Origin of the sequence: Pseudoclavibacter sp. Marseille-Q434, from assembly GCF_050315415.1 — a bacterium.
Classification (GTDB): Bacteria; Actinomycetota; Actinomycetes; order Actinomycetales; family Microbacteriaceae; genus Pseudoclavibacter.
The window spans coordinates 233,482-252,689 of record NZ_JBNPQH010000003.1; the positions used below are offsets into that span (position 1 = coordinate 233,482).

Annotated in this window: 14 protein-coding genes and 1 riboswitch; of the genes, 6 read left to right on the forward strand and 8 right to left on the reverse strand. The window is 68.9% G+C overall.

Annotated elements, in window-relative coordinates; genetic code table 11:
* Positions 1 to 2: 2 nt before the first annotated feature.
* Both ACQFZP_RS13345 and ACQFZP_RS13350 read right to left on the reverse strand, forming a co-directional pair.
* On the reverse strand, positions 3 to 656 hold the full coding sequence (locus tag ACQFZP_RS13345) for an ECF transporter S component (protein ID WP_211891652.1): 654 nt from the start codon (positions 654 to 656) through the stop codon (positions 3 to 5).
* A gap of 50 nt (positions 657 to 706) precedes the next feature.
* A riboswitch (TPP riboswitch) is annotated at positions 707 to 816 on the reverse strand.
* Positions 817 to 841: 25 nt separating this feature from the next.
* On the reverse strand, positions 842 to 1,174 hold the full coding sequence (locus tag ACQFZP_RS13350) for a spore germination protein GerW family protein (RefSeq protein ID WP_104253225.1): 333 nt from the start codon (positions 1,172 to 1,174) through the stop codon (positions 842 to 844).
* Positions 1,175 to 1,323: 149 nt separating this feature from the next.
* Here ACQFZP_RS13350 and glgX point away from each other — a divergent pair, with 149 nt between their 5' ends.
* The 5 genes from glgX to ACQFZP_RS13375 all read left to right on the forward strand — a co-directional run bounded on the left by glgX (position 1,324) and on the right by ACQFZP_RS13375 (position 8,828).
* Positions 1,324 to 3,519: a glycogen debranching protein GlgX gene (gene glgX, locus ACQFZP_RS13355; protein WP_104311376.1), complete on the forward strand. Its 2,196-nt coding sequence runs from the start codon at positions 1,324 to 1,326 to the stop codon at positions 3,517 to 3,519.
* Between the two features lie 31 nt (positions 3,520 to 3,550).
* Entirely contained in the window at positions 3,551 to 5,887 is a 2,337-nt protein-coding gene (gene treY, locus ACQFZP_RS13360) for a malto-oligosyltrehalose synthase (RefSeq protein WP_307852843.1), read from the forward strand.
* Positions 5,888 to 5,930: 43 nt separating this feature from the next.
* On the forward strand, positions 5,931 to 7,727 hold the full coding sequence (gene treZ, locus ACQFZP_RS13365) for a malto-oligosyltrehalose trehalohydrolase (protein ID WP_211891653.1): 1,797 nt from the start codon (positions 5,931 to 5,933) through the stop codon (positions 7,725 to 7,727).
* A 150-nt stretch (positions 7,728 to 7,877) separates the two neighbouring features.
* A complete protein-coding gene (locus ACQFZP_RS13370; RefSeq protein WP_211891654.1) occupies positions 7,878 to 8,468 on the forward strand; it encodes a dihydrofolate reductase family protein in 591 nt (196 codons plus the stop codon).
* A gap of 72 nt (positions 8,469 to 8,540) precedes the next feature.
* Positions 8,541 to 8,828, forward strand: a complete 288-nt coding sequence (locus tag ACQFZP_RS13375; RefSeq protein WP_211891655.1) for a DUF2277 domain-containing protein — start codon at positions 8,541 to 8,543, stop codon at positions 8,826 to 8,828.
* A 10-nt stretch (positions 8,829 to 8,838) separates the two neighbouring features.
* Here ACQFZP_RS13375 and dinB read toward each other — a convergent pair whose 3' ends face one another.
* Complete coding sequence (gene dinB, locus ACQFZP_RS13380) at positions 8,839 to 10,134, reverse strand: DNA polymerase IV (RefSeq protein ID WP_211891656.1); 1,296 nt, start codon at positions 10,132 to 10,134, stop codon at positions 8,839 to 8,841.
* Between the two features lie 82 nt (positions 10,135 to 10,216).
* Between dinB and ACQFZP_RS13385 the strand changes: the two genes are divergently transcribed.
* Entirely contained in the window at positions 10,217 to 11,971 is a 1,755-nt protein-coding gene (locus ACQFZP_RS13385) for a long-chain-fatty-acid--CoA ligase (protein ID WP_211891657.1), read from the forward strand.
* Between the two features lie 69 nt (positions 11,972 to 12,040).
* On the opposite strand, the gene ACQFZP_RS13390 is transcribed toward ACQFZP_RS13385, so the two are convergent.
* From ACQFZP_RS13390 to ACQFZP_RS13410, 5 genes are all read right to left on the reverse strand, one after another.
* Positions 12,041 to 13,459: a hypothetical protein gene (locus ACQFZP_RS13390; RefSeq protein ID WP_211891658.1), complete on the reverse strand. Its 1,419-nt coding sequence runs from the start codon at positions 13,457 to 13,459 to the stop codon at positions 12,041 to 12,043.
* A gap of 108 nt (positions 13,460 to 13,567) precedes the next feature.
* Positions 13,568 to 15,082 carry an Asp-tRNA(Asn)/Glu-tRNA(Gln) amidotransferase subunit GatB gene (gatB, locus tag ACQFZP_RS13395; protein ID WP_179557445.1) on the reverse strand — a complete coding sequence of 505 codons (1,515 nt, stop codon included), beginning with the start codon at positions 15,080 to 15,082 and terminating at the stop codon, positions 13,568 to 13,570.
* Complete coding sequence (gene gatA, locus ACQFZP_RS13400; protein WP_211891659.1) at positions 15,082 to 16,608, reverse strand: Asp-tRNA(Asn)/Glu-tRNA(Gln) amidotransferase subunit GatA; 1,527 nt, start codon at positions 16,606 to 16,608, stop codon at positions 15,082 to 15,084. Before gatA ends, gatB begins: the two co-directional genes overlap by 1 nt.
* Positions 16,605 to 16,904, reverse strand: a complete 300-nt coding sequence (gene gatC, locus ACQFZP_RS13405) for an Asp-tRNA(Asn)/Glu-tRNA(Gln) amidotransferase subunit GatC (RefSeq protein ID WP_211891660.1) — start codon at positions 16,902 to 16,904, stop codon at positions 16,605 to 16,607. The genes gatA and gatC overlap by 4 nt, the downstream gene beginning before the upstream one ends.
* A 75-nt stretch (positions 16,905 to 16,979) precedes the next feature.
* Entirely contained in the window at positions 16,980 to 19,181 is a 2,202-nt protein-coding gene (locus tag ACQFZP_RS13410) for a DUF6882 domain-containing protein (RefSeq protein WP_211891661.1), read from the reverse strand.
* Positions 19,182 to 19,208 lie beyond the last annotated feature (27 nt).

The window sequence follows — 19,208 nt, forward strand, 5'->3', positions numbered from 1 at the left end:
CGCTAGCCGATTCGCTTCGAGCTTCTACCCGCAGCGAAGCGGTTCAGTGCACCGGTCGCCGCGAGCGCGCGCGTCAGGAGCCAGCCGACGACACCAGCGAGCACGGCACCCGAGAGGACGACCGAGACGAGGTAGATGGTGAGGAACTCCGGACCCTTCTCGATGTTCGCGCTGAGAAAAAGCTCGAGCGTCCACGCCGCGACCGCAGCCCCAGCCCCAGCCAGCATCGCGACGCCGAGGCCGAAGCGCTTGTAGAAGAACAGCAGGAAGATGAGCTCAGCGCCGAGGCCCTGCGCGATGCCCGAGTACACGGTCTCGATCGACCACTGGCTGCCGAGGAGCATCGAGACGCTCGCCGCGAGCACCTCGACGAAGAGCGCCGCGCCGGGCTTGCGGATGATCAGCCCGCCCAGAACCCCGCCCAGCAGCCAGATACCGACGGCGATACCGCCGACACCCGGCGTGAACGCATCCATGACCGTGAACCACGCGTAGCCCACGCTGTTCCAGACGATGAAGATGAGCCCCGTCGCGACGCCGAGAACGGCGGCCGTGACGATGTCGATGACCCGCCAGCGGAAGCGGCTCTTCGGCGACCTCGCCTGAGCCGGCCCCTGCGCTGGGGAGTTGTGAGATGGAGTTGAGGAAGTTGTCATGCGGTGTGCCCTTTCGAGTGAAAGTGCACGGGCGCAGAGCCTGGGGTGGCTCTGCTCGGAGATGTGCCTCCCTGCGCTGGCATTACCCAGATCAGGTTTGACGGTCGAAGGCTTGTGCCTTCCTCTCAGCCCGGACTACCGGACTCCCGTGAACACCTCGAGTATAGGCCGAAGCGAGCCCCGAGCTACTTCTTGAGGGCCTTGATGAGACGCGGAAGCGCGTGCCCGACCGTCCACACCAGCGGAATCGAGACGACAAGCAGCGTGATGATGTTCGGGCGGAAGCTCGTGCCGAACTCGTCATCGACGTACGCGCCGACGGGGACCGCCATGCCGCCGCCGCCACCGCCGGACGAGTTCTCCTGCCCCTCCTCGTTGCTCTCGCCGCCGCCGTAGCCGTACGAGACGAGGGCAACGGGAAGGATGGTGGCCTTGCCAAGCTCCACCTTCTCGCCGTAGGCGAGCGTGACGCCGAGCTTCTTGACGGAATCGGTGAGGTTCTGCGTGAGGTTCGTCATGCGGCCAGCGTAGGTCGTCGACATGCCTGCCAACCAGGAGAACTCCTGTGTGCTGGCGGGCGAGAGCGCTCCCACCCTTTGGTAGCTTTAGTGCCTGCATCCACACGCGATGTTCTTCGGCGAAGCAAGATGAAGCAATAGGAGCGTGCATGAAAACGTGGCCCGGAAATGCCTACCCCCTCGGAGCGACGTTCGACGGAAGTGGCACGAACTTCGCGATCTTCAGCGAAGCCGCCCACAAGGTCGAGCTCTGCCTCTTCGACGACGACGGCAACGAGGAGCGGGTGAGGCTCCATGAGCGGGATGCGCACGTCTGGCACGCCTACCTGCCGCACGTGCAGCCGGGCCAGCAGTACGGCTACCGCATGCACGGCGACTACGACCCGGCGACCGGCAGCCGCTGCAACCCCGCGAAGCTCCTCCTCGACCCCTACGCGAAGGCCACGACCGGAGACATCGACTGGGACCAGTCCCTCTTCAGCTACAACTTCGGCGACCCAGACTCGTTCAACGACCTCGACTCCGCGCCCCACATGATGAAGGGCGTTGTCATCAACCCCTACTTCGACTGGGCTGGCGACCGGAAGCCGGGCATCCCCTACAACGAGTCCCTCATCTACGAAGCCCACGTGAAGGGCCTCACCCAGCTGCACCCGGATGTGCCCGAGGAGATCCGGGGCACGTACGCCGGCATCGCGCACCCCGCGATCGTCGAGCACCTCAAGCGGCTCGGCGTCACCGCCATCGAGCTCATGCCCGTGCACCAGTTCGTGCAGGACAGCACCCTCATCGAGAAGGGCCTCCGCAACTACTGGGGCTACAACACCATCTCGTTCCTCGCCCCGCACGCCGACTACGCCTCCCAGGGGACGGCCGGGCAGCAGGTGCAGGAATTCAAGTCCATGGTGCGCACCCTGCACGCCAACGGCATCGAGGTCATCCTCGACGTGGTCTACAACCACACGGCAGAGGGCAACCACCTCGGCCCCACGCTCAGCTTCCGCGGCATCGACAACGCCGCCTACTACCGCCTCGAAGAAGACGACAAGCGGTACTACACGGACTACACGGGCACCGGCAACTCGCTCAACATGCGCCACCCGCACTCGCTGCAGCTCATCATGGACTCGCTGCGCTACTGGGTCACCGAGATGCACGTCGACGGCTTCCGCTTCGACCTCGCCTCCACCCTCGCCCGCGAACTCCACGACGTGGACAAGCTCTCCACCTTCTTCGACCTCGTGCAGCAGGACCCGGTGGTCTCGCAGGTGAAGCTCATCGCCGAGCCGTGGGACGTCGGCCCCGGTGGCTACCAGGTCGGCAACTTCCCGCCGCAGTGGACGGAGTGGAACGGCAAGTACCGCGACACCGTGCGCGACTTCTGGCGCGGCGAGCCCTCCACGCTCGGTGAGTTCGCGAGCCGCATCACCGGGTCCGCCGACCTCTACGAGCACTCCGGACGGCGCCCGTTCGCATCCATCAACTTCGTCACGGCCCACGACGGCTTCACGCTGCGCGACCTCGTCTCGTACAACGAGAAGCACAACGACGCCAACGGGGAGGACGGCAACGACGGCGAAAGCCACAACCGTTCCTACAACCTGGGTGTCGAAGGCCCGACGGATGACCCCGAGATCAACGCCATGCGCGCCCGCCAGCAGCGCAACATCATCGCGACGATGCTGCTCAGCCAGGGTGTCCCCATGCTGCTCCACGGCGACGAGCTGGGCCGCACCCAGCTCGGCAACAACAACACCTACGCGCAGGACAGCGAGCTCAGCTGGGTGCACTGGGAGAACGCCGACGAGCCCCTCGTCGAGTTCACGAGGGCCGTCGCGCAGCTGCGCGCCGACCACCCCACGTTCCGACGCCGCCGATTCTTCAACGGCCGCGTCGAGAAGCGCGCCGAGGGCTCGGCACTTCCCGACATCGTGTGGCTCTCCACCGACGGCACGCAGATGGCGTCCGAGGACTGGAACGCGGAGTTCGTGAAGTCGATGGGCATGTTCCTGAACGGCAACGCCATCGCCGGCCGCGACGAGCGCGGCGAGGAGATCACCGATGTGAGCTTCATGGTCTACTTCAACGCCAGCGAGACCGTCGTCGAGGCGACAATCCCGAGCGTCGAGATCACCTCGCACTGGGACATCGTCATCGACACGTCCGGCATGCACACCGACCTCGAGGGCATCGAGCCGGGCGCGACGATCCCCCTCGAACCGCGCTCGCTGGTCGTGCTGCGAGAGGCTGAGCTCAAGGAGAAGCCGGACCATTCCGTCGCCGCCTCCGTCGCCGCGATGACAACGCCCATCCCGATCATCACGCGGCCACCGCTCGGCAGCTGACGCCGCCCGCCCCATCTCAGTAGCACCCGCCGTGACGGAGACCATGATGCGCATCCCATCCAGCACCTACCGCTTCCAGCTGACGTCGGAGTTCGACCTCGACGCGGCCGCCGAGCAGCTCCCCTACCTGGAGCGGCTCGGCGTCGGGTGGGTGTACCTCTCCCCCATCCTGCAGGCCGCGCCAGGAAGCACCCACGGCTACGACGTCGTCGACCCCTCGAAGGTGGACGACGAGCGGGGCGGGCGGGAGGCGCTCGAGCGCTTCTCCGCGAAGGCGCGCGAGCTGGGCCTCGGTGTGCTCGTCGACATCGTCCCGAACCACATGGGGGTCGACACGCCGCGAGACAACCCGTGGTGGTGGGACGTGCTCGCCCACGGCCGGGATGCGGCCCACGCCGAGTCGTTCGACATCGACTGGGAGGCCGGTGACGGCAAGCTGCTCATCCCAACCGTCGGCGATGACGACATGCCTCGCGAGCGCGGCGACGCGATCGCCAACGTGACCGTCGACCGCGAGGCAGGCGTGCTGCGATACCACTCGACCGAGTACCCGCTCGCCGAGGGCTCTGCGCCCGAAGGCGCGTCGGTTCGCGAGGTGCTCGACAACCAGCACTACCAGCTCATCCACTGGCGCCAGGGTGACAGCCGCCTGAACTACCGCCGCTTCTTCACCATCACCTCGCTCGCGGGCATCCGCGTCGAGGACGACGAGGTCTTCGAGGAGGCGCACGCCGAGATCCTCGACTGGATGCGCCACCGCCTCGTCGACGGCCTCCGCATCGACCACCCGGACGGGCTGCGCGACCCCGGCGGCTACCTGCGGCACCTCGCCGATCGGACGCGCGGCGCGTACGTGCTCGTCGAGAAGATCCTGGAAGGCGACGAGTCGCTGCCCGCAGACTGGCGCACGGCGGGCACCACCGGCTACGACGCGCTCGGCCAGATCGACCGGGTGCTCGTGGATGCGGACTCCGAGGAGTTCCTCGACGAGCTCGCCGGCGCCGACGGCACCCCCGTCGACTGGGAACAGCTGATCCACGAGGCGAAGCGCGCCGTCGCGGACGTCTCGCTGAACGCCGAGATCCGACGGATCGCGCGCGAACTGCGGTCGACGGGCATCGAGGACGACCTCATCGAGGACTCGGTCGCCGAGATCGCCGCCCACTTCAGCGTGTACCGGAGCTACCTGCCCACCGGCTCCAACCACCTCGCCGACGCGGCAGAGGCGGCGAAGGAGCAACGGCCTGACCTGGCCGCATCGATCGCGCGCATCCTGCCGTTCCTCGAAGCCCCCGAAGCTGAAGCCGCGCTGCGGCTGCAGCAGACGACCGGCATGATCATGGCGAAGGCCGTCGAGGACCGCTCGTTCTACCGGTACGCCCGCCTCACCTCGCTCAACGAGGTCGGCGGCGACCCGAACGTCTTCTCGATCACGCCCGAGCGGTTCCACGAGCTGCAGACCACGCGCGCCCGCGACTGGCCGGACGCCATGACCACGCTGTCGACCCACGACACGAAGCGTGGCGAGGACACGAGAGCCCGTATCACGGCCCTCAGCGAGGTCCCGGAGTTCTGGGCCGAGAGCGTCGCCGAACTGCAGAACGTCGCCCCCATCGACGACAACGCCTTCGCCCAGCTGACCTGGCAGGCGATCATCGGAGCCTGGCCGGCCTCCCGCGAGCGCCTCAACGCCTACCTCGAGAAGGCCGCCCGCGAAGCCGACCTGCACACGAGCTGGACCAACCCCGACGAGGCATTCGAGGAGCAGCTGAGCTCGGCTGTCGACGCGGTCTTCGACAACCCCGTCGCGTCGAACATCGTGCAGAACGTCGTCGCCGAGACGCAGGCGGCCGGCTGGTCGAACTCGCTCACCGCCAAGATCGTGCAGCTCACGATGCCGGGCGTCCCCGACGTCTACCAGGGCACCGAGCTGTGGACCCGCACACTCGTCGACCCCGACAACCGGCAGAGCGTCGACTACTCGTCGCGCACCGCGGCGCTCGACGCGATCCTCCACGGGGCCGTCCCCGAGATCGACGACTCCGGCGCCGCCAAGCTGCTCGTCACGGCAGCCTGCCTTCGCCTGCGTCGCAGCCGCCCCGAGCTCTTCACCGGATACGAGGGCATCACGGCCAACGGCCCCGCCGCCGAGCACGCCCTCGCCTTCTCGCGAGGCGGCGCGATCACGATCGGCACGCGCCTGCCCATCGGGCTCGAGCAGGGCGGTGGCTGGATCGGCACCACCATCCCGCTCCCCGAGGGTGAGTGGATCGATCAGCTCACCGCCGCCGTCTACACGGGCGGCAAGGACGTTCCCCTCGCGGCGATCCTGCAGCAGTACCCCGTGGCGCTCCTCGCCAAGTCCTGACCAGCACCCGCATCCACCCTCGCCTGCCACCAAGGAGTTCCCCGTGCGCGATTCCCGCTTCGACGTCTGGGCACCACACGCCGAGACGCTGACCCTGCACCTCGACGGGTCCGAGCTGCCCATGCGCCGCACAGACGGTGACTGGTGGGTGCCGGATGCTGCGCTCGAGCTCGACGAGGAGACGCACGACTACGGGTACCACGTCGACGGCGCCACGACTCCGATTCCCGACCCCCGCTCGCGCTGGCAGCCGGACGGCGTGCACGGCCTCTCCCGCACGTTCGACCCGGCCAGGCAGCCGTGGACGGACGGCGACTGGACCGGCCGTACCCTCGCTGGCTCGGTCATCATCGAGCTGCACATCGGCACCTTCACACCAGAGGGCACCCTGGACTCGGCCATCGAGCGCCTCGACCACCTCCAGGCGCTCGGCGTCGACTTCGTCGAGGTCATGCCCGTCAACGCGTTCAGCGGCACCCACGGCTGGGGCTACGACGGCGTCGACTGGTTCGCGGTGCACGAAGGCTACGGCGGGCCCGCCGCCTACCAGCGCTTCGTCGAGGCCTGCCACGAGCGCGGCATCGGCGTCATCCAGGACGTCGTCTACAACCACCTCGGCCCGTCCGGCAACTACCTCGGCAAGTTCGGCCCGTACCTCTCCGACCACCACGCCACGGCGTGGGGCGACACCGTCAACCTCGACGGGGAGAACTCCGACGAGGTGCGCGCCTACATCCGCGACAACGTCGCCATGTGGCTGCGAGACTTCCACGTCGACGGCCTGCGACTGGACGCCGTGCACGCGCTCATCGACGACCGGGCCGTGCACATCCTCGAGGAGCTGGCGCGCGACGTCGACGAGCTCGAGGCGCACGTGGGCCGCCCCCTCACGCTGATCGCCGAGTCCGACCTCAACAACCCGCGCCTCATCACGTCAGATGAGGCGGGCGGCTACGGACTCGACGCGCAGTGGTCAGACGACTTCCACCACGCCGTGCACGTCAACCTCACGGGCGAGACGAGCGGCTACTACGCCGACTTCGAGGGCCTCGATTCCCTGGTGAAGGTGCTCACGAAGGGCTTCTTCCACGACGGCACGCTCTCGACCTTCCGCGGCCGCCACCATGGCCGTGCCCTCCCGGCGCAGACCCGCGCCTGGCGGCTCGTCGTCTCGTCGCAGAACCACGATCAGATCGGCAACCGGGCCATCGGCGACCGCCTCACCGCGACCCTCTCCCCCGGCCAGCTCGCCATCGCGGCGACGCTCGAGCTCACCTCGCCCTTCACGCCCATGCTCTTCATGGGCGAGGAGTGGGGCGCCACGACGCCGTTCCAGTTCTTCTCCTCCCACCCGGAGCCCGAGCTGGCCAAGGCGACGACCGAAGGCCGCATCGGCGAGTTCGCGCGCATGGGATGGGATGCGGCCGTCGTCCCGAACCCGCAGGACGTGGAGACGTTCACCCGGTCGAAGCTCGACTGGAGCGAGCTCGACAAGCCCGAGCACGCGCGCCTTCTCGAGATCTACCGTGAGCTCATCGCCCTGCGCCGGCGCGAGGCCGACATCACCCTGCCGTGGCTCGACGCGAGCAGCGTCGATGTCTCCGAGGAGCACGGCACGCTGTCCATCACGCGCGGCAGCCTCGCCATCGCGGTGAACTTCTCCTCGCAGGAGCGCGAGCTGCGTGTCGAGCGCGCCGCTGAAGTGCTGTTCGCGACGGATGCGCGGGCGGCGCTCGGTGAGACCACCGGAACGGTCACCGGCGCGCCGGTCGGCGCATCCGCCGTGCCGTTGCGCCTGCCCGCGGAGAGCGCCGCGGTGCTCCGCGTCACCCGCGCCTGACCTCGCCTGTCCAACTTCAGTGCAGATCTCGGCGTTTCGGGCCCAGAACGGCTCGTATAGACGCATATCGCACTGAAGTTCGACACGCGGGCGTGGGTTTCTCACGCTTCGCTGGCTAGCATGGTGCTCCCGACGCGAAGGAGCGGTCCCATGGGCAAGGTCGTCATGTACAGCTCGGTCTCGGTCGACGGCTTCATCGCCGACGACAACGACGACCCCGGTCACCTCTTCGACTGGCTGACCAGCGGAGACGTCGCGCTCGACGACAGCGGCGTCCTCAAGGTCTCGCAGGCGTCCTACGACTACACCCGCCCGTACTGGGACGAGATCGGCGTGACGATCGCCGGCCGACACGTCTTCGACGTGACGGACGGCTGGGACGGGACCCCGCCGAGCGGCATCGACCACGTGGTCGTCGTGTCCCACCGGCCCCCGCCAGAGGGGTGGAACACGGAACTGCCGTTTCATTTCGTCGAGGGTGTCGAGGCCGCCGTCGCCAGAGCCAACGAGCTCGCGGGTGACCGGACCGTCGAGGTGGCCGCCGGCGACGTGGGCGGGCAGGCGCTCGCCGCCGGCCTTGTCGACGAGGTGCGGATGGATGTGGTCCCCGTGGTCTTCGGCGCAGGCAAGCGCTTCTTCGGGGAGACCGACGCCCAGCACCTGCTTGAGGACCCCGACGTCGTGCTGCCGGGCACCAGGGTGCTGCACCTCCGCTACCGCGTGCGCCGCCCAGCGAGCTAGGTCTGGTCTGCGGCGAGCACGCGAAGCCGGGTTCGCTTGTCGCTTCCAGAGCGTCGGCGTACCCTGACCCGCATGTGCAGAAACATCACCGAGCTCCGCGGGCTCGAACCGGCCGCGAACGACACCGAGATCGAGGCCGCCGCACGCCAGTACGTGCGCAAGGTCTCCGGAATCACGCATCCCACAGACCGCACCCGTGACGCCTTCGAGCGTGCGGTGCGCGAGATCGCGCACATCACCGAGCATCTCCTCGAGGACCTGCCCGAGCGACGCCAGCCGCCGAAGACCGTCCCACCGTTGCGGCGCCCAGAAGTGCAGGCGCGAATCGCCGCCCGCGAAGCCGCGAAGGCCGCCTCCTAGACGCACATCCTCAGTGCTGGTCCTGGGCCTCGTCCCGCGTGCGGTTCGCGCGCTCGCTGAGTCCGACGGTGCCGTCGCTTCGCTCTCCCCTACCGAGCAGCGAGGCCGGGCGCAGCGCGAACTTCCCGAAGCGGGCAACAGCCTGGTCGACGGCTCGTTCCGCCGCCTCCCAATCGTCGTCCTCCTCGGCTCCGAAGAGCGACAGCTGGCCTGAGGTCCCCGCCTCCACGAGGCGCTCGGCCCGCACTCCGATGAGGCGCACGGGCCGCGGCGGCACGAGGGCTGCGCGCAGCATCTCGCGCGCCTCGAGATACAGCGAATGCCCGACGTCACTCGGCTCCGCGAGCGTGTGCGAACGCGTGATGGTGGAGAAGTCGGACCAGCGAAGCTTGATGCCGACCTGACGAGCCTGCAGGCCCGCACGGCGCAGCCGAGTGGCCACCGCATCCGCCTGCGCTCGTACCTCACGCTCGAGGAAGACGAAGTCGGCCACGTCCTCGAAGAACGTCTGCTCGTGACTGATCGACTTCTCCCGGTGGGCCTCCTCCACGCCGCGCTCGTCCCTGCCCCACGCAAGGGCGCTGAGCTTCGCCGCCCCAGCCTTGCCGACTGCCCGCTCGAGCACCGGCACCGGCGTGTGAGCCAGGTCGAAGACCGTGTGGATGCCGATGCCACGCAGCTTCGCCTCACTCTTCTCCCCGACACCCCAGAGGGCCCCGACGGGCAGGTGGTGCAGGAACGGAATGGTCTCCTCATGCGGGATCACGAGCATGCCGTTCGGCTTGCACTTGCCGGAGGCGAGCTTCGCGACGAACTTCGTGGAGGCGGCGCCGACGGAGCACGTGAGCCCTGTCTGCGCCTTGACCCGTTCCCGCAGTCGCGCTGCGATCTCGCCGGGCGTGCCGAACAGCAGGCTCGCGCCAGACACGTCGAGGAACGCCTCGTCGATCGACAGAGGCTCGACGAGGGGCGTGAACTCGCGGAAGATCTCCATGACCTGCTGCGACGCCTCCCGGTACTTATGCATGCTGCCCGGCAGCACGACGGCCTCGGGGCACCGCGCGATGGCCTGGTGCATCGGCATGGCGCTTCGCACTCCCCGCGCCCTGGCCTCGTAGCTCGCGCTCGAGACGACACCCCGCTCGCGCGTGCCACCGACGATCACCGGCTTGCCGATGAGGTCGGGCCGCTCGAGGAGCTCGACCGCAACGAAGAAGGCGTCCATGTCGACATGGAGGATGCTCGCGGACGCGTCGCGGTCGGACGCCGCACCCGTCTGCCGCACACCCATGTCTTTCCTGGTCATGCATCCATTGTGCGATGTCCCACCGACATCCGCAGGACGCACCGGACATCTCCCCGACGCTCTGCGCGAATAGACTCTGCGCATGCAGCTCAACGAGTCTCGCGCCTGGACCGCCTTCTACGCCCCCGGGACCCCGAAGGACATCGAAGTCCCGAACGGGTCGCTCCCCGACATGCTGTCGGAGATCGCCGAGCGGTTCCCCGACAAGCCCGCGATCGAGTTCTTCGGCGCGCAGACCACCTTCGCGGAGCTGCAGGACCAGGTGCTGCGGTTCGCGCAGGGGCTGCGGCGTATCGGCGTCAAGCGGGGCGACCGGGTGGCGCTGATCATGCCGAACGCGCCGCAGCACGTGGTCGCGTTCTACGCGGTGCTCCGCCTCGGAGCGGTTGTCGTCGAGCACAACCCGCTCTACACGCGTGACGAGCTGCGGACGCAGTTCGAAGACCACGGTGCCGAGATCGTCATCGCCTGGGACAAGGCCGCGCCGACGGTGCAGTCGCTCCCCCACAGCCTCGGCATCCGGCACGTCATCGCGGTCGATGTGACGAAGGGCATGCCGCTCAAGACGCAGCTGCTGCTCCGCCTGCCCATCGCGAAAGCCCGCGAGTCCCGCGCCAAGCTCAGCGCGAAGGCGCCGGGCACCGTTCCCTTCGAGAAGCTCGCGAAGCAGCAGCCGCTCGACGCGGGCATCCCGACCCCGGGCCCGGAAGACCTCGCGAGCCTGCAGTACACGAGCGGCACGACGGGCAACCCCAAGGGAGCCATGCTCACCCACCGCAACCTGTGGTCGAACGCCCGCCAGGGCGCCGCCTGGATGCCGGAGTTCACGGCGGGCAACGAGACGATCTACGGCGTGCTGCCCATGTTCCACGCGTTCGGCGTGCTGCTCTCCGTCATCTACTCCGTGAGCGTCGGCGCGAAGGCGGTGCTCTTCCCGACGTTCGACCCCGAGCTGGTCATCGCAGCATCGAAGAAGTCGCCGGCGACCTTCATCCCCGCCGTGCCGCCCATGTACGACCGACTCGCGCGCGTCGCGAAGGAGGGCAAGCTCGACCTCTCCGGCGTCATCTACGCCATATCGGGCGCCATGACGCTGAACGACGCCATCGTGCACCGCTGGGAGGCCGTCGCGGGTGGCCAGCTCGTCGAAGGGTACGGACTCACCGAGACGTCGCCCGTCGCGCTCGGCAATCCGTTCACCGACAAGCGGAAGACGGGAACGATCGGCATCCCGTTCCCGTCGACCTTCATCAAGGTCACCGACCCGAGCGACCCGAGCAGGGAGGTCGAGCTCGGCGAAGTCGGCGAGCTGCTCATCAAGGGCCCGCAGACCTTCCAAGGCTATTGGAACCGCCCCGAGGAGACGGCGGAGGTGCTCATCGACGGCGGCTGGGTGCGTTCGGGCGACCTCGTCGTGCAGGATGCGGACGGTTTCGTGACGGTAGTGGACCGCAAGAAGGAGCTCATCATCACGGGCGGCTTCAACGTGTCGCCCTCCGAGGTCGAGCGCGTTGTCACCGAGGTGCCAGGCGTCGCCGAGGTCGCCGTCGTCGGCATCAGGCGAGGTGGTGGTGCCGAGGTCGTCACCGCCGTCGTCGTGCTCGATGAGGGGGCACGCTTCGACGAGGCTGCAACGCGCGCCTTCGTCCGCGAGCGACTCTCCGAGCACAAGGTGCCGCGGTCGTACGTCGTCTGGGAGGAGCTCCCGAAATCGCTCATCGGGAAGGTGCTGCGCAAGAAGGTTCGGGACACGCTGCAGCAGAACCGCAACGCGACAGCGGCAGCCGCAGCGGGAGACGACGAAGAAACTGGCGGGGCGCGCCCCGGCGCCGAATAGGCCGAAGCGCGAGCGAGCCCGCCCCTGCAACGCAGGGGCGGGCTCGCGGCGTATCGGTCAGCGACTCATTCAGCTGCCGGCGACGTACTCCTCGCCAGCCGGAGTGAGGCGGGTGCCCGTCGGTCCCTCGAGGTCGACGAGGCCGGCCCTGGCCGCCTGACGCACCGAGGCGGCGACGTTCACCGGCACTCGCCACGTCATGCGCTCGAACTCGGCCGTGATCCTCGCCGCGGTGACCTCGGCCTCATCGCCGATGATCGAGGCGATGGCGAGTGCGATGCGCTGCCCGTTGTTCGTCGGCTTCAGCTCTCCTGCGAGCTCTTCGAGACTCCGGGCTCGTGATCTTGCGGCGCGAGACCTGGCCGCCGCGCTGCCTCGCGAACCGGCCCTCGTGCGGGATGCGATCGGGGCGGTGCCCGTGCGTTCGTCCGTGGCCGTCTCCGACGACATCTGGGAAGTCGAAGCACGCCCCTGGCCTGCGCGGGCTCGCGTTGAGGCGCGGACGGTGCTGCGGGGGCTGCGGACCTGGTCTCCATTCGAGCCAGAGCCCGAGCCAGAGGACGACGCTCTCTTGTTGGGCGGCGTCGAGGCGGGCGAAGGCCCGTCGACCGTCTCGGCGCTGTTGATCCCGGAAGGGCGGCGCCCACGGCCCGCACGCATCGAGCGGGCGGACTCCACGCCTCTGACCGCAGCCTCGTCGTCACGCGGTTCCGCGGCGACGGGCGCCCCGCCCTCCGCAGTTCTCGGCGCTGCCGTGCGGATGTCGATGGGGCCGAGGTCGGCGGCGTCGACGCCGTGCTCGACGACCGCGGTCACGTAGCTGTCGAAGACCGCACGATGCACCGCCGTCTCGTGCTGTTCGACGAGCGCGACGATCCCGGGCATGGCCCTGATGAGTCGAGCGAACCCGTGGGCGTCGTCGCCCTCATCGGTGAGGAGCGCCGCATCGCGCAGGATATGCGTCCGTTCGCCCGCGCCCGACTTGCGGCCCTTCGTCGCACCGGACTTCGGAGCAGCCTCGACCAGCCCGGAGTCCTCGGCCTGGACCGTCTCAGCCTTGGACTTCTTGTCGCCCTTCGGCTTCTTCTTCTCCTTGGACTTCTTCTCGCCCTTGGACTTCTTCTTGCCCGTGGACTTCTTCTCGTCCGTGGACTTCTTCTCGTCCGTGGACTTCGTCTTGTCCTGAGATGTCTTCTCGTCGCTGAGCTTCTTGCTGTCCTTGGACTTCTTGCTGTCCTTGAGCTTCTTGCTGTCCTTGGACTTCTTCTTGTCCTCGGACTTCGTCTTGTCCGTCGGGTCCTTCAGCGTCGCCGGATCCGCGACGACGATCGGTTCGAGCGTCGTCACGAGCGATGACGTGCCAGCTGAGGCCGGTCGCTGCACCGACTTCGGCGGCTGCACACGCTCTTTCTTGACCTTCGCCCGAGGGCCGCCCTGCGTCGCATCTGGTCGTTCGACCCGAGCCTTCTTGCCAGTCTTCTTGCCCATGAGATTCACTGCTCCGTTCACCGAGGCCCTGTGGCTCTGACGCTATCGCCAGAGCCACAGGGGCGCCTAGGTCCTGCCCGACAATTCCCCGGTGTACGAGTTCGAGCTCTAGGAGCTCTGGGCGCGCTCGAGAACGAGCTCTCGCACGCGCGCGGCGTCTGCCTTGCCCCGCATCGCCTTCATCACGGCGCCGATGACCGCACCTGCCGCCTGCACCTTGCCGTCGCGGATCTTCGCGAGGACGTCGGGCTGCTGCGCAAGTGCCGCGTCGATGGCCTCGATGAGAGGCCCGTCATCGCTGACGACGGCGAGTCCGCGCGATTCGACGACCTCTGCGGGCGATCCCTCACCCGCGAGCACTCCCTCGAGCACGTCGCGCGCGAGTCGGTCGTTGACCGTGCCTGCCGTGATCAGACCGTCGAGCTCGGCGATCTGCTGTGGGGTCGCGAGGTCCGTGGCCTGCACTCCGCGGTCGTTGGCGATGCGTGAGAGCTCGCCCATCCACCACTTCTTGGCGCCAGCGGCAGTCGCGCCAGCCGCGACGGTCGCATCGACGACCTCGAGCAGCCCCGCGTTGGCGATGTCCTGGAACTCCTGGTCGGCGAAGCCCCACTCCGCCTTGAGGCGGCGGCGGCGGGCGACGGGCGCCTCGGGAAGCGTCGCGCGAAGCTCCTCGACGAGCTCACGGCTGGGGCGCAGCGGCATGAGGTCGGGCTCAGGGAAGTATCGGTAGTCGTCGGCGTCGGACTTCGGACGACCGGATGAGGTGCGTCCCGTGTCCTCGTGCCAGTGCCGGGTCTCCTGCGTGATGCTCCCGCCAGCTGCGAGGAGCGCAGCCTGGCGCTGGATCTCGTACCGGACTGCGCGCTCGATCGACCTGAACGAGTTGACGTTCTTCGTCTCCGTGCGCGTGCCGAGCTTCTCCTCGCCCCGCGGGCGGAGCGAGACGTTGGCGTCGCAGCGGAGGTTGCCACGCTCCATGCGAGCCTCGGAGACGCCGAGCGCGCGGACGATGTCGCGGATCGTCGAGACGTACGCCGCCGCGAGCTGCGGCGTCTGCGCCTCCCCGCCGAAGATGGGCCGGGTCACGATCTCGACGAGTGGCACACCGGCGCGGTTGTAGTCGACGAGCGAGTACTCGGCGCCCTGGATGCGGCCCGTCGAGCCACCGACGTGCGTGAGCTTGCCCGCATCCTCTTCCATGTGCGCGCGCTCGATCGGAACGTGGAAGACGGTGCCGTCCTCCAGCTCGACCTCGACCTCGCCGTCGAAGGCGATGGGGTCGTCATACTGCGAGATCTGATAGTTCTTCGGGTTGTCGGGGTAGAAGTAGTTCTTCCGCGCGAAGCCCGAGACCTCGGCGATCTCGCAGTTGAGGGCGAGCCCGAGCGCGATCGAGTAGCGCACAGCCTGCTCGTTGACGACGGGCAGCGTCCCGGGAAGGCCGAGGTCGACCGGCCCGATGTTGGTGTTCGGCTCGCCGCCGACCTCGTTCCCCGAGTGGTTCGGGGTGTCGGAGAACATCTTGGTCTTGGTGCCGAGTTCGACGTGCACCTCGAGACCGATGACGGGCTCGTAGAGTTCGAGCGCGCGGTCGTAGTCCATCAGCTCTGGCTTGGCCATCAGCGTGCACCTGCCTTCAGCTGGGGGGCCTGCGCGAGCAGGGGTCCGCCCCATCGGTCTTCGAGAGTCTGTTCGAGCGCCGCAGCCACGGTGTAGAGGCGTGCGTCGTCGCGGGCGGCCGCCATGAACTGGATGCCGACCGGCAGCCCGTTCTCGGGCGCGAGTCCGCCGGGCACGGAGATGCCGGGGACGCCAGCGAGGTTGGCGGGGATGGTCGTGAGGTCGGCGAGGTACATGGCCGTCGGGTCCTCTGCCTTCTCGCCGAGCTTGTAGGCCGTGGTCGGCGACGTGGGCGCGGCGAGCACGTCGACACCGGCGAAGGCGGCGGCGAAGTCCTGCTGCACGAGCGTGCGCACCTTCTGGGCCGACCCGTAGAAGGCGTCGTAGTAGCCGGCCGAGAGCGCGTAGGTCCCGAGGAGGATGCGGCGCTTGGCCTCGTCACCGAAGCCCTTGCTTCGCGTCGCCGACATGACCTTCTCGACGGTTGTGGCGGAGGCGTCCGTGACCCGCAGCCCGAAGCGCACGGAGTCGTAGCGAGCGAGATTGCTCGATGCTTCCGCGGGCATGATCAGGTAGTACGCGGCGACGGCGTACTCGAAGTGCGGCGTCTCGATCCACGAGACGACCGCACCGCGTTCCTCGAGCGCGGCAAGCGCCTCCTGGAAGCGCTGGGTGACCCCGGGTTCGAAGCCCGCCCCGTCGGCGATCTGCTTGGGCACACCGATACGGAGTCCGCGAACGGAGTCCTCATTGCGGCCCGCAAGAGCTGCGTCGGTGAAGGACGGCCACTCCCCCGTGAGCGAGGTGGAGTCGCGGCGGTCGTGGCCCGCGAGCACGTCGTGGAGGGCGGCCGTGTCGAGCACGTTGCGTGCTGCCGGCCCGATCTGGTCGAGCGAGGATCCGAGCGCGAGCGCCCCATAGCGGCTGACGCCGCCGTAGGTGGGCTTCATGCCCACGGTGCCCGTGACGGATGCAGGCTGACGGATGGATCCACCGGTGTCGGTGCCGAGAGCGAGCGGCGCCTCGTAGGCGGCGACGGCAGCGGCGGAGCCTCCACCTGAACCGCCGGGAATGCGCTCGAGGTCCCACGGGTTGTGCGTGGCACCGTAGGCGGAGTGCTCGGTGGAGGAGCCCATCGCGAACTCGTCGAGGTTGGTCTTGCCGATGATGACGAGGTCGTTGGCGCGGAGGCGCTCGACGACGGTCGCGTCGTACGGCGGCACCCAGCCCTCGAGGATGCGGGAGCCGGCGGTCGTCGGCGTGCCCTTCGTGGCGATGTTGTCCTTGACGGCGACGGGGACGCCAGCCAGCGGAGCGAGCTTCTCGCCGGCCTGCCGCTTCGCGTCGACACGTCCCGCGGCGGCAAGCGAGGCGTCGGCGTCGACGTGGAGGAACGCGTGGACGTCACCGTCGACAGCCTCGATGCGCTCGAGGTGTGCGGTGGTCGCTTCGATGGAGCTGATGGTGCCGGCCGCGATCGCCGCCGCCAGGTCGGTCGCGCTCAGGCGCGTGATGTCGGCGGTCACTGCTCTTCTCCCAGGATCGCGGTGACACGGAATCGTGTCCCGTCGCTGTCCGGCGCTCCTGCGAGCGCAGCATCGCGGTCGAGCGGTTCGCCGACCTCGTCTGCACGTGTCACGTTGTGCATGGCGATCGGATGCGTCGTCACGTCCACGTCGGGGGTCGCCACCTCCTGCACTTTCTGGATCAGGTGCTGGATTTCGATGAGTTCGCCGGTGACGCGCTCGATCTCGCCGTCTACGAGGTCGATGCGTGCGAGCTGAGCGAGGTGCTCAACGTCGGCGGCAGTGATGTCGGTCATTCGTCTCCGATAGTGCGTCGGCCAGGGCTGGACAAGTCTAGGCCGCGCCCAGGGCGCGGCCGTGCTCGCTGCTGACTACTGGCGTGGTGGCTGCTGCTGGGGTGGCCAGGGCGGCTGGCCGTTTCCAGGCCAGCGTGGGTCGTACCCGGGCTGGCCCGGCTGAGGGTGCTGCCCCTGGTTCGGCCCCTGCTGCGGAGCCTGGCCGGCATACGGACCCTGCCCCTGTGGGTTCTGTCCATACGGCGGCTGGCCCTGTGGCGCCTGACCGTACGGTGGCTGGCGGTTCCAGGCGCCGTCCTGCGGACGTTGCTGCGCCGCGCGCGACGGCGGGAACTGCTGCGGCTGCCCCTGGTGCCTCGGGTCGAAGCCTCCGGGCTGCGCTGGGTACTGGTTGCCGGGGTGCTGGCTACCGGGAGCCTGCTGCTGACCAGGTTGCCACTGCGGCGGCTGGCCCTGGTTCTGCTGAGCGCGCCCCTGTTCGTTGCCGTACGCCGGCGGCTGTACCTGCGGGCGCTGCCAGGAGGTACCCGGCTGGGATTGGCCCTGCCACGGCTGACCCTGGGGGCCCGGGTTCCCGGGCTGGCCGGGCTGCCCCGTGTGCGGGAACTGCTGCCGGGGAGGCTGCTGCCACCCGGCTTGCGGCGGCTGGCCGTGATTTCCGCCCTGCCCCTGCTGGGGATACTGCTGGCCCGGATGTCCCACGGCGCTCGGCTGGCCGTACGCGCTCGGCTGGCCATAGGCGCTCGGCTGGCCGTACGCGCTCGGCTGGCCATAGGCGCTCGGCTGGCCATAGGCGCTCGGCTGGCCAGGCTGCATGGGCTGCTGGCTGGGTTGGTGATTCGGCTGGCCTGGCTGCGTGGGCTGGCCGTGCTGCCCCTGCTGCGGAGGACGCCCGAAGGGAGCTGACGGGCCTGCTTGCGGGGGCGAGGCAGGGTTTCCGGCCTGGGCACCCTGGGGCGGGTTCGCGAGGTGCGGCGGGAGGAAGCCCTGTGCTGCGCCCTCACCTGGCGCAGGTGCTGGAACGGGAGGGCCGCCGACAGGTGGGGCGACGGCCGATGGCGGGGTCCGTTCCCAGCGGGGCGAAGCGTCGAACGGCTGCCAGGGGGCGCCGGGAGCCGCGGCCTGAGACTGAGCCGTTCCTGATGCCGGTGGAAGCCCCGCGGACGGGGGCGCAGCGGTCTCTGCTCGCCGCTCTGCGCGCTGCGGCGATTCGACGTACGGGGCCGATGCGGGTACGACAGGCGGAGGTGGTGTCGGGAGCCCAGCGGGCGGTACGACAGGAACAGGCGCAGGCTGCGCCTCCGTGGTCTGCAGCTCGTGCAACGGAGCCGGAGGTGCATCGCTCGGTGCGTGATCGAGTTTCACCCCCGGTTCCGGAGTCGGCGTGTGCTCGAACTGCGGCGTGTGATCAGCCGTCGGCTGCTGGTCCGGAACAACCTCGGTGGCCGGTTGCTCTTCGGGCGACACCTGAGCTGGTTCGGCCGACGGAGCGACGTCAGACGTGCGCTCGGGCGCCACCTCGGACAGGCTGCCCGACGTGCTCTCGGACAGGCTGCCCGATGTGCTGTCCGGCACGCTGTCCGGCACGACCTCGGGCTCGCTGCTGTCGGCGGTCGCCTCCGGGGTCACGCGAGCGACCAGGATCCGCTGCGCGTCGTCGAGGGTGATCTCGACGCTGCCGGCACTCGTGGAGAGCTCGTAACTGGACGCGCCCGTGCGGCTGAGCTGCGACTCGCTGCGTGCCGCATACGCGTGGAGGGCACGCACGTGGTCGCCCAGGACCCCGGCATCCAGTGCATCCAGGATGGCGCGCGTCGCTCGCTCGGCGGTCGTCGCCGTGTCTGGCCCCGCTTGCACCATGAGGTGCACCTGCACGCCGGGCGCGGCCTCGAGGACGACGCTGTCGCGCGATCGTGTGAGGGCCTTCGCTGCGAGGACCAGCAGGAGCGGCGCGGCCTCGTCGGTCTTCACCACGGAGGACGACAGCTGCTCCGGCCCGCCATCGACCACAAACGAACGCACCCGTCCGGCGAGCGCGATGGCCTGTTCCGGGAAGTTGTTGACGTTGTTCCAACCCCACATCCACGTGCCCGCACTCTGGGCGACGCTGCCGATGAGCTGGACCGGGAGCACCGTCGGGCTCGGCTGGGTCTGGTACGTGATCGACGGAGCAGTCAAATCGACATCCCATCCGGCGTCGCCGAGCCGCTCCGTGAGCTGCGCGTGCGCGTCGAAGTGGAGGATGGCGGCGTCGTCCGCCAGATCTTGCAAGCTCACGCTGAGCATGGTTCCCCGTTCCTCCGC

Coding starts and splice junctions, on each gene's coding strand:
- ACQFZP_RS13375 (WP_211891655.1), top strand. CDS start 8,541: ATGTGCAGAAACATCACCGAGCTCCGCGGGCTCGAACCGGCCGCGAAC.
- ACQFZP_RS13345 (WP_211891652.1), bottom strand. CDS start 656: ATGACAACTTCCTCAACTCCATCTCACAACTCCCCAGCGCAGGGGCCG.
- ACQFZP_RS13385 (WP_211891657.1), top strand. CDS start 10,217: ATGCAGCTCAACGAGTCTCGCGCCTGGACCGCCTTCTACGCCCCCGGG.
- ACQFZP_RS13390 (WP_211891658.1), bottom strand. CDS start 13,459: ATGGGCAAGAAGACTGGCAAGAAGGCTCGGGTCGAACGACCAGATGCG.
- gatB (WP_179557445.1), bottom strand. CDS start 15,082: ATGGCCAAGCCAGAGCTGATGGACTACGACCGCGCGCTCGAACTCTAC.
- ACQFZP_RS13370 (WP_211891654.1), top strand. CDS start 7,878: ATGGGCAAGGTCGTCATGTACAGCTCGGTCTCGGTCGACGGCTTCATC.
- gatC (WP_211891660.1), bottom strand. CDS start 16,904: ATGACCGACATCACTGCCGCCGACGTTGAGCACCTCGCTCAGCTCGCA.
- glgX (WP_104311376.1), top strand. CDS start 1,324: ATGAAAACGTGGCCCGGAAATGCCTACCCCCTCGGAGCGACGTTCGAC.
- ACQFZP_RS13350 (WP_104253225.1), bottom strand. CDS start 1,174: ATGACGAACCTCACGCAGAACCTCACCGATTCCGTCAAGAAGCTCGGC.
- dinB (WP_211891656.1), bottom strand. CDS start 10,134: ATGACCAGGAAAGACATGGGTGTGCGGCAGACGGGTGCGGCGTCCGAC.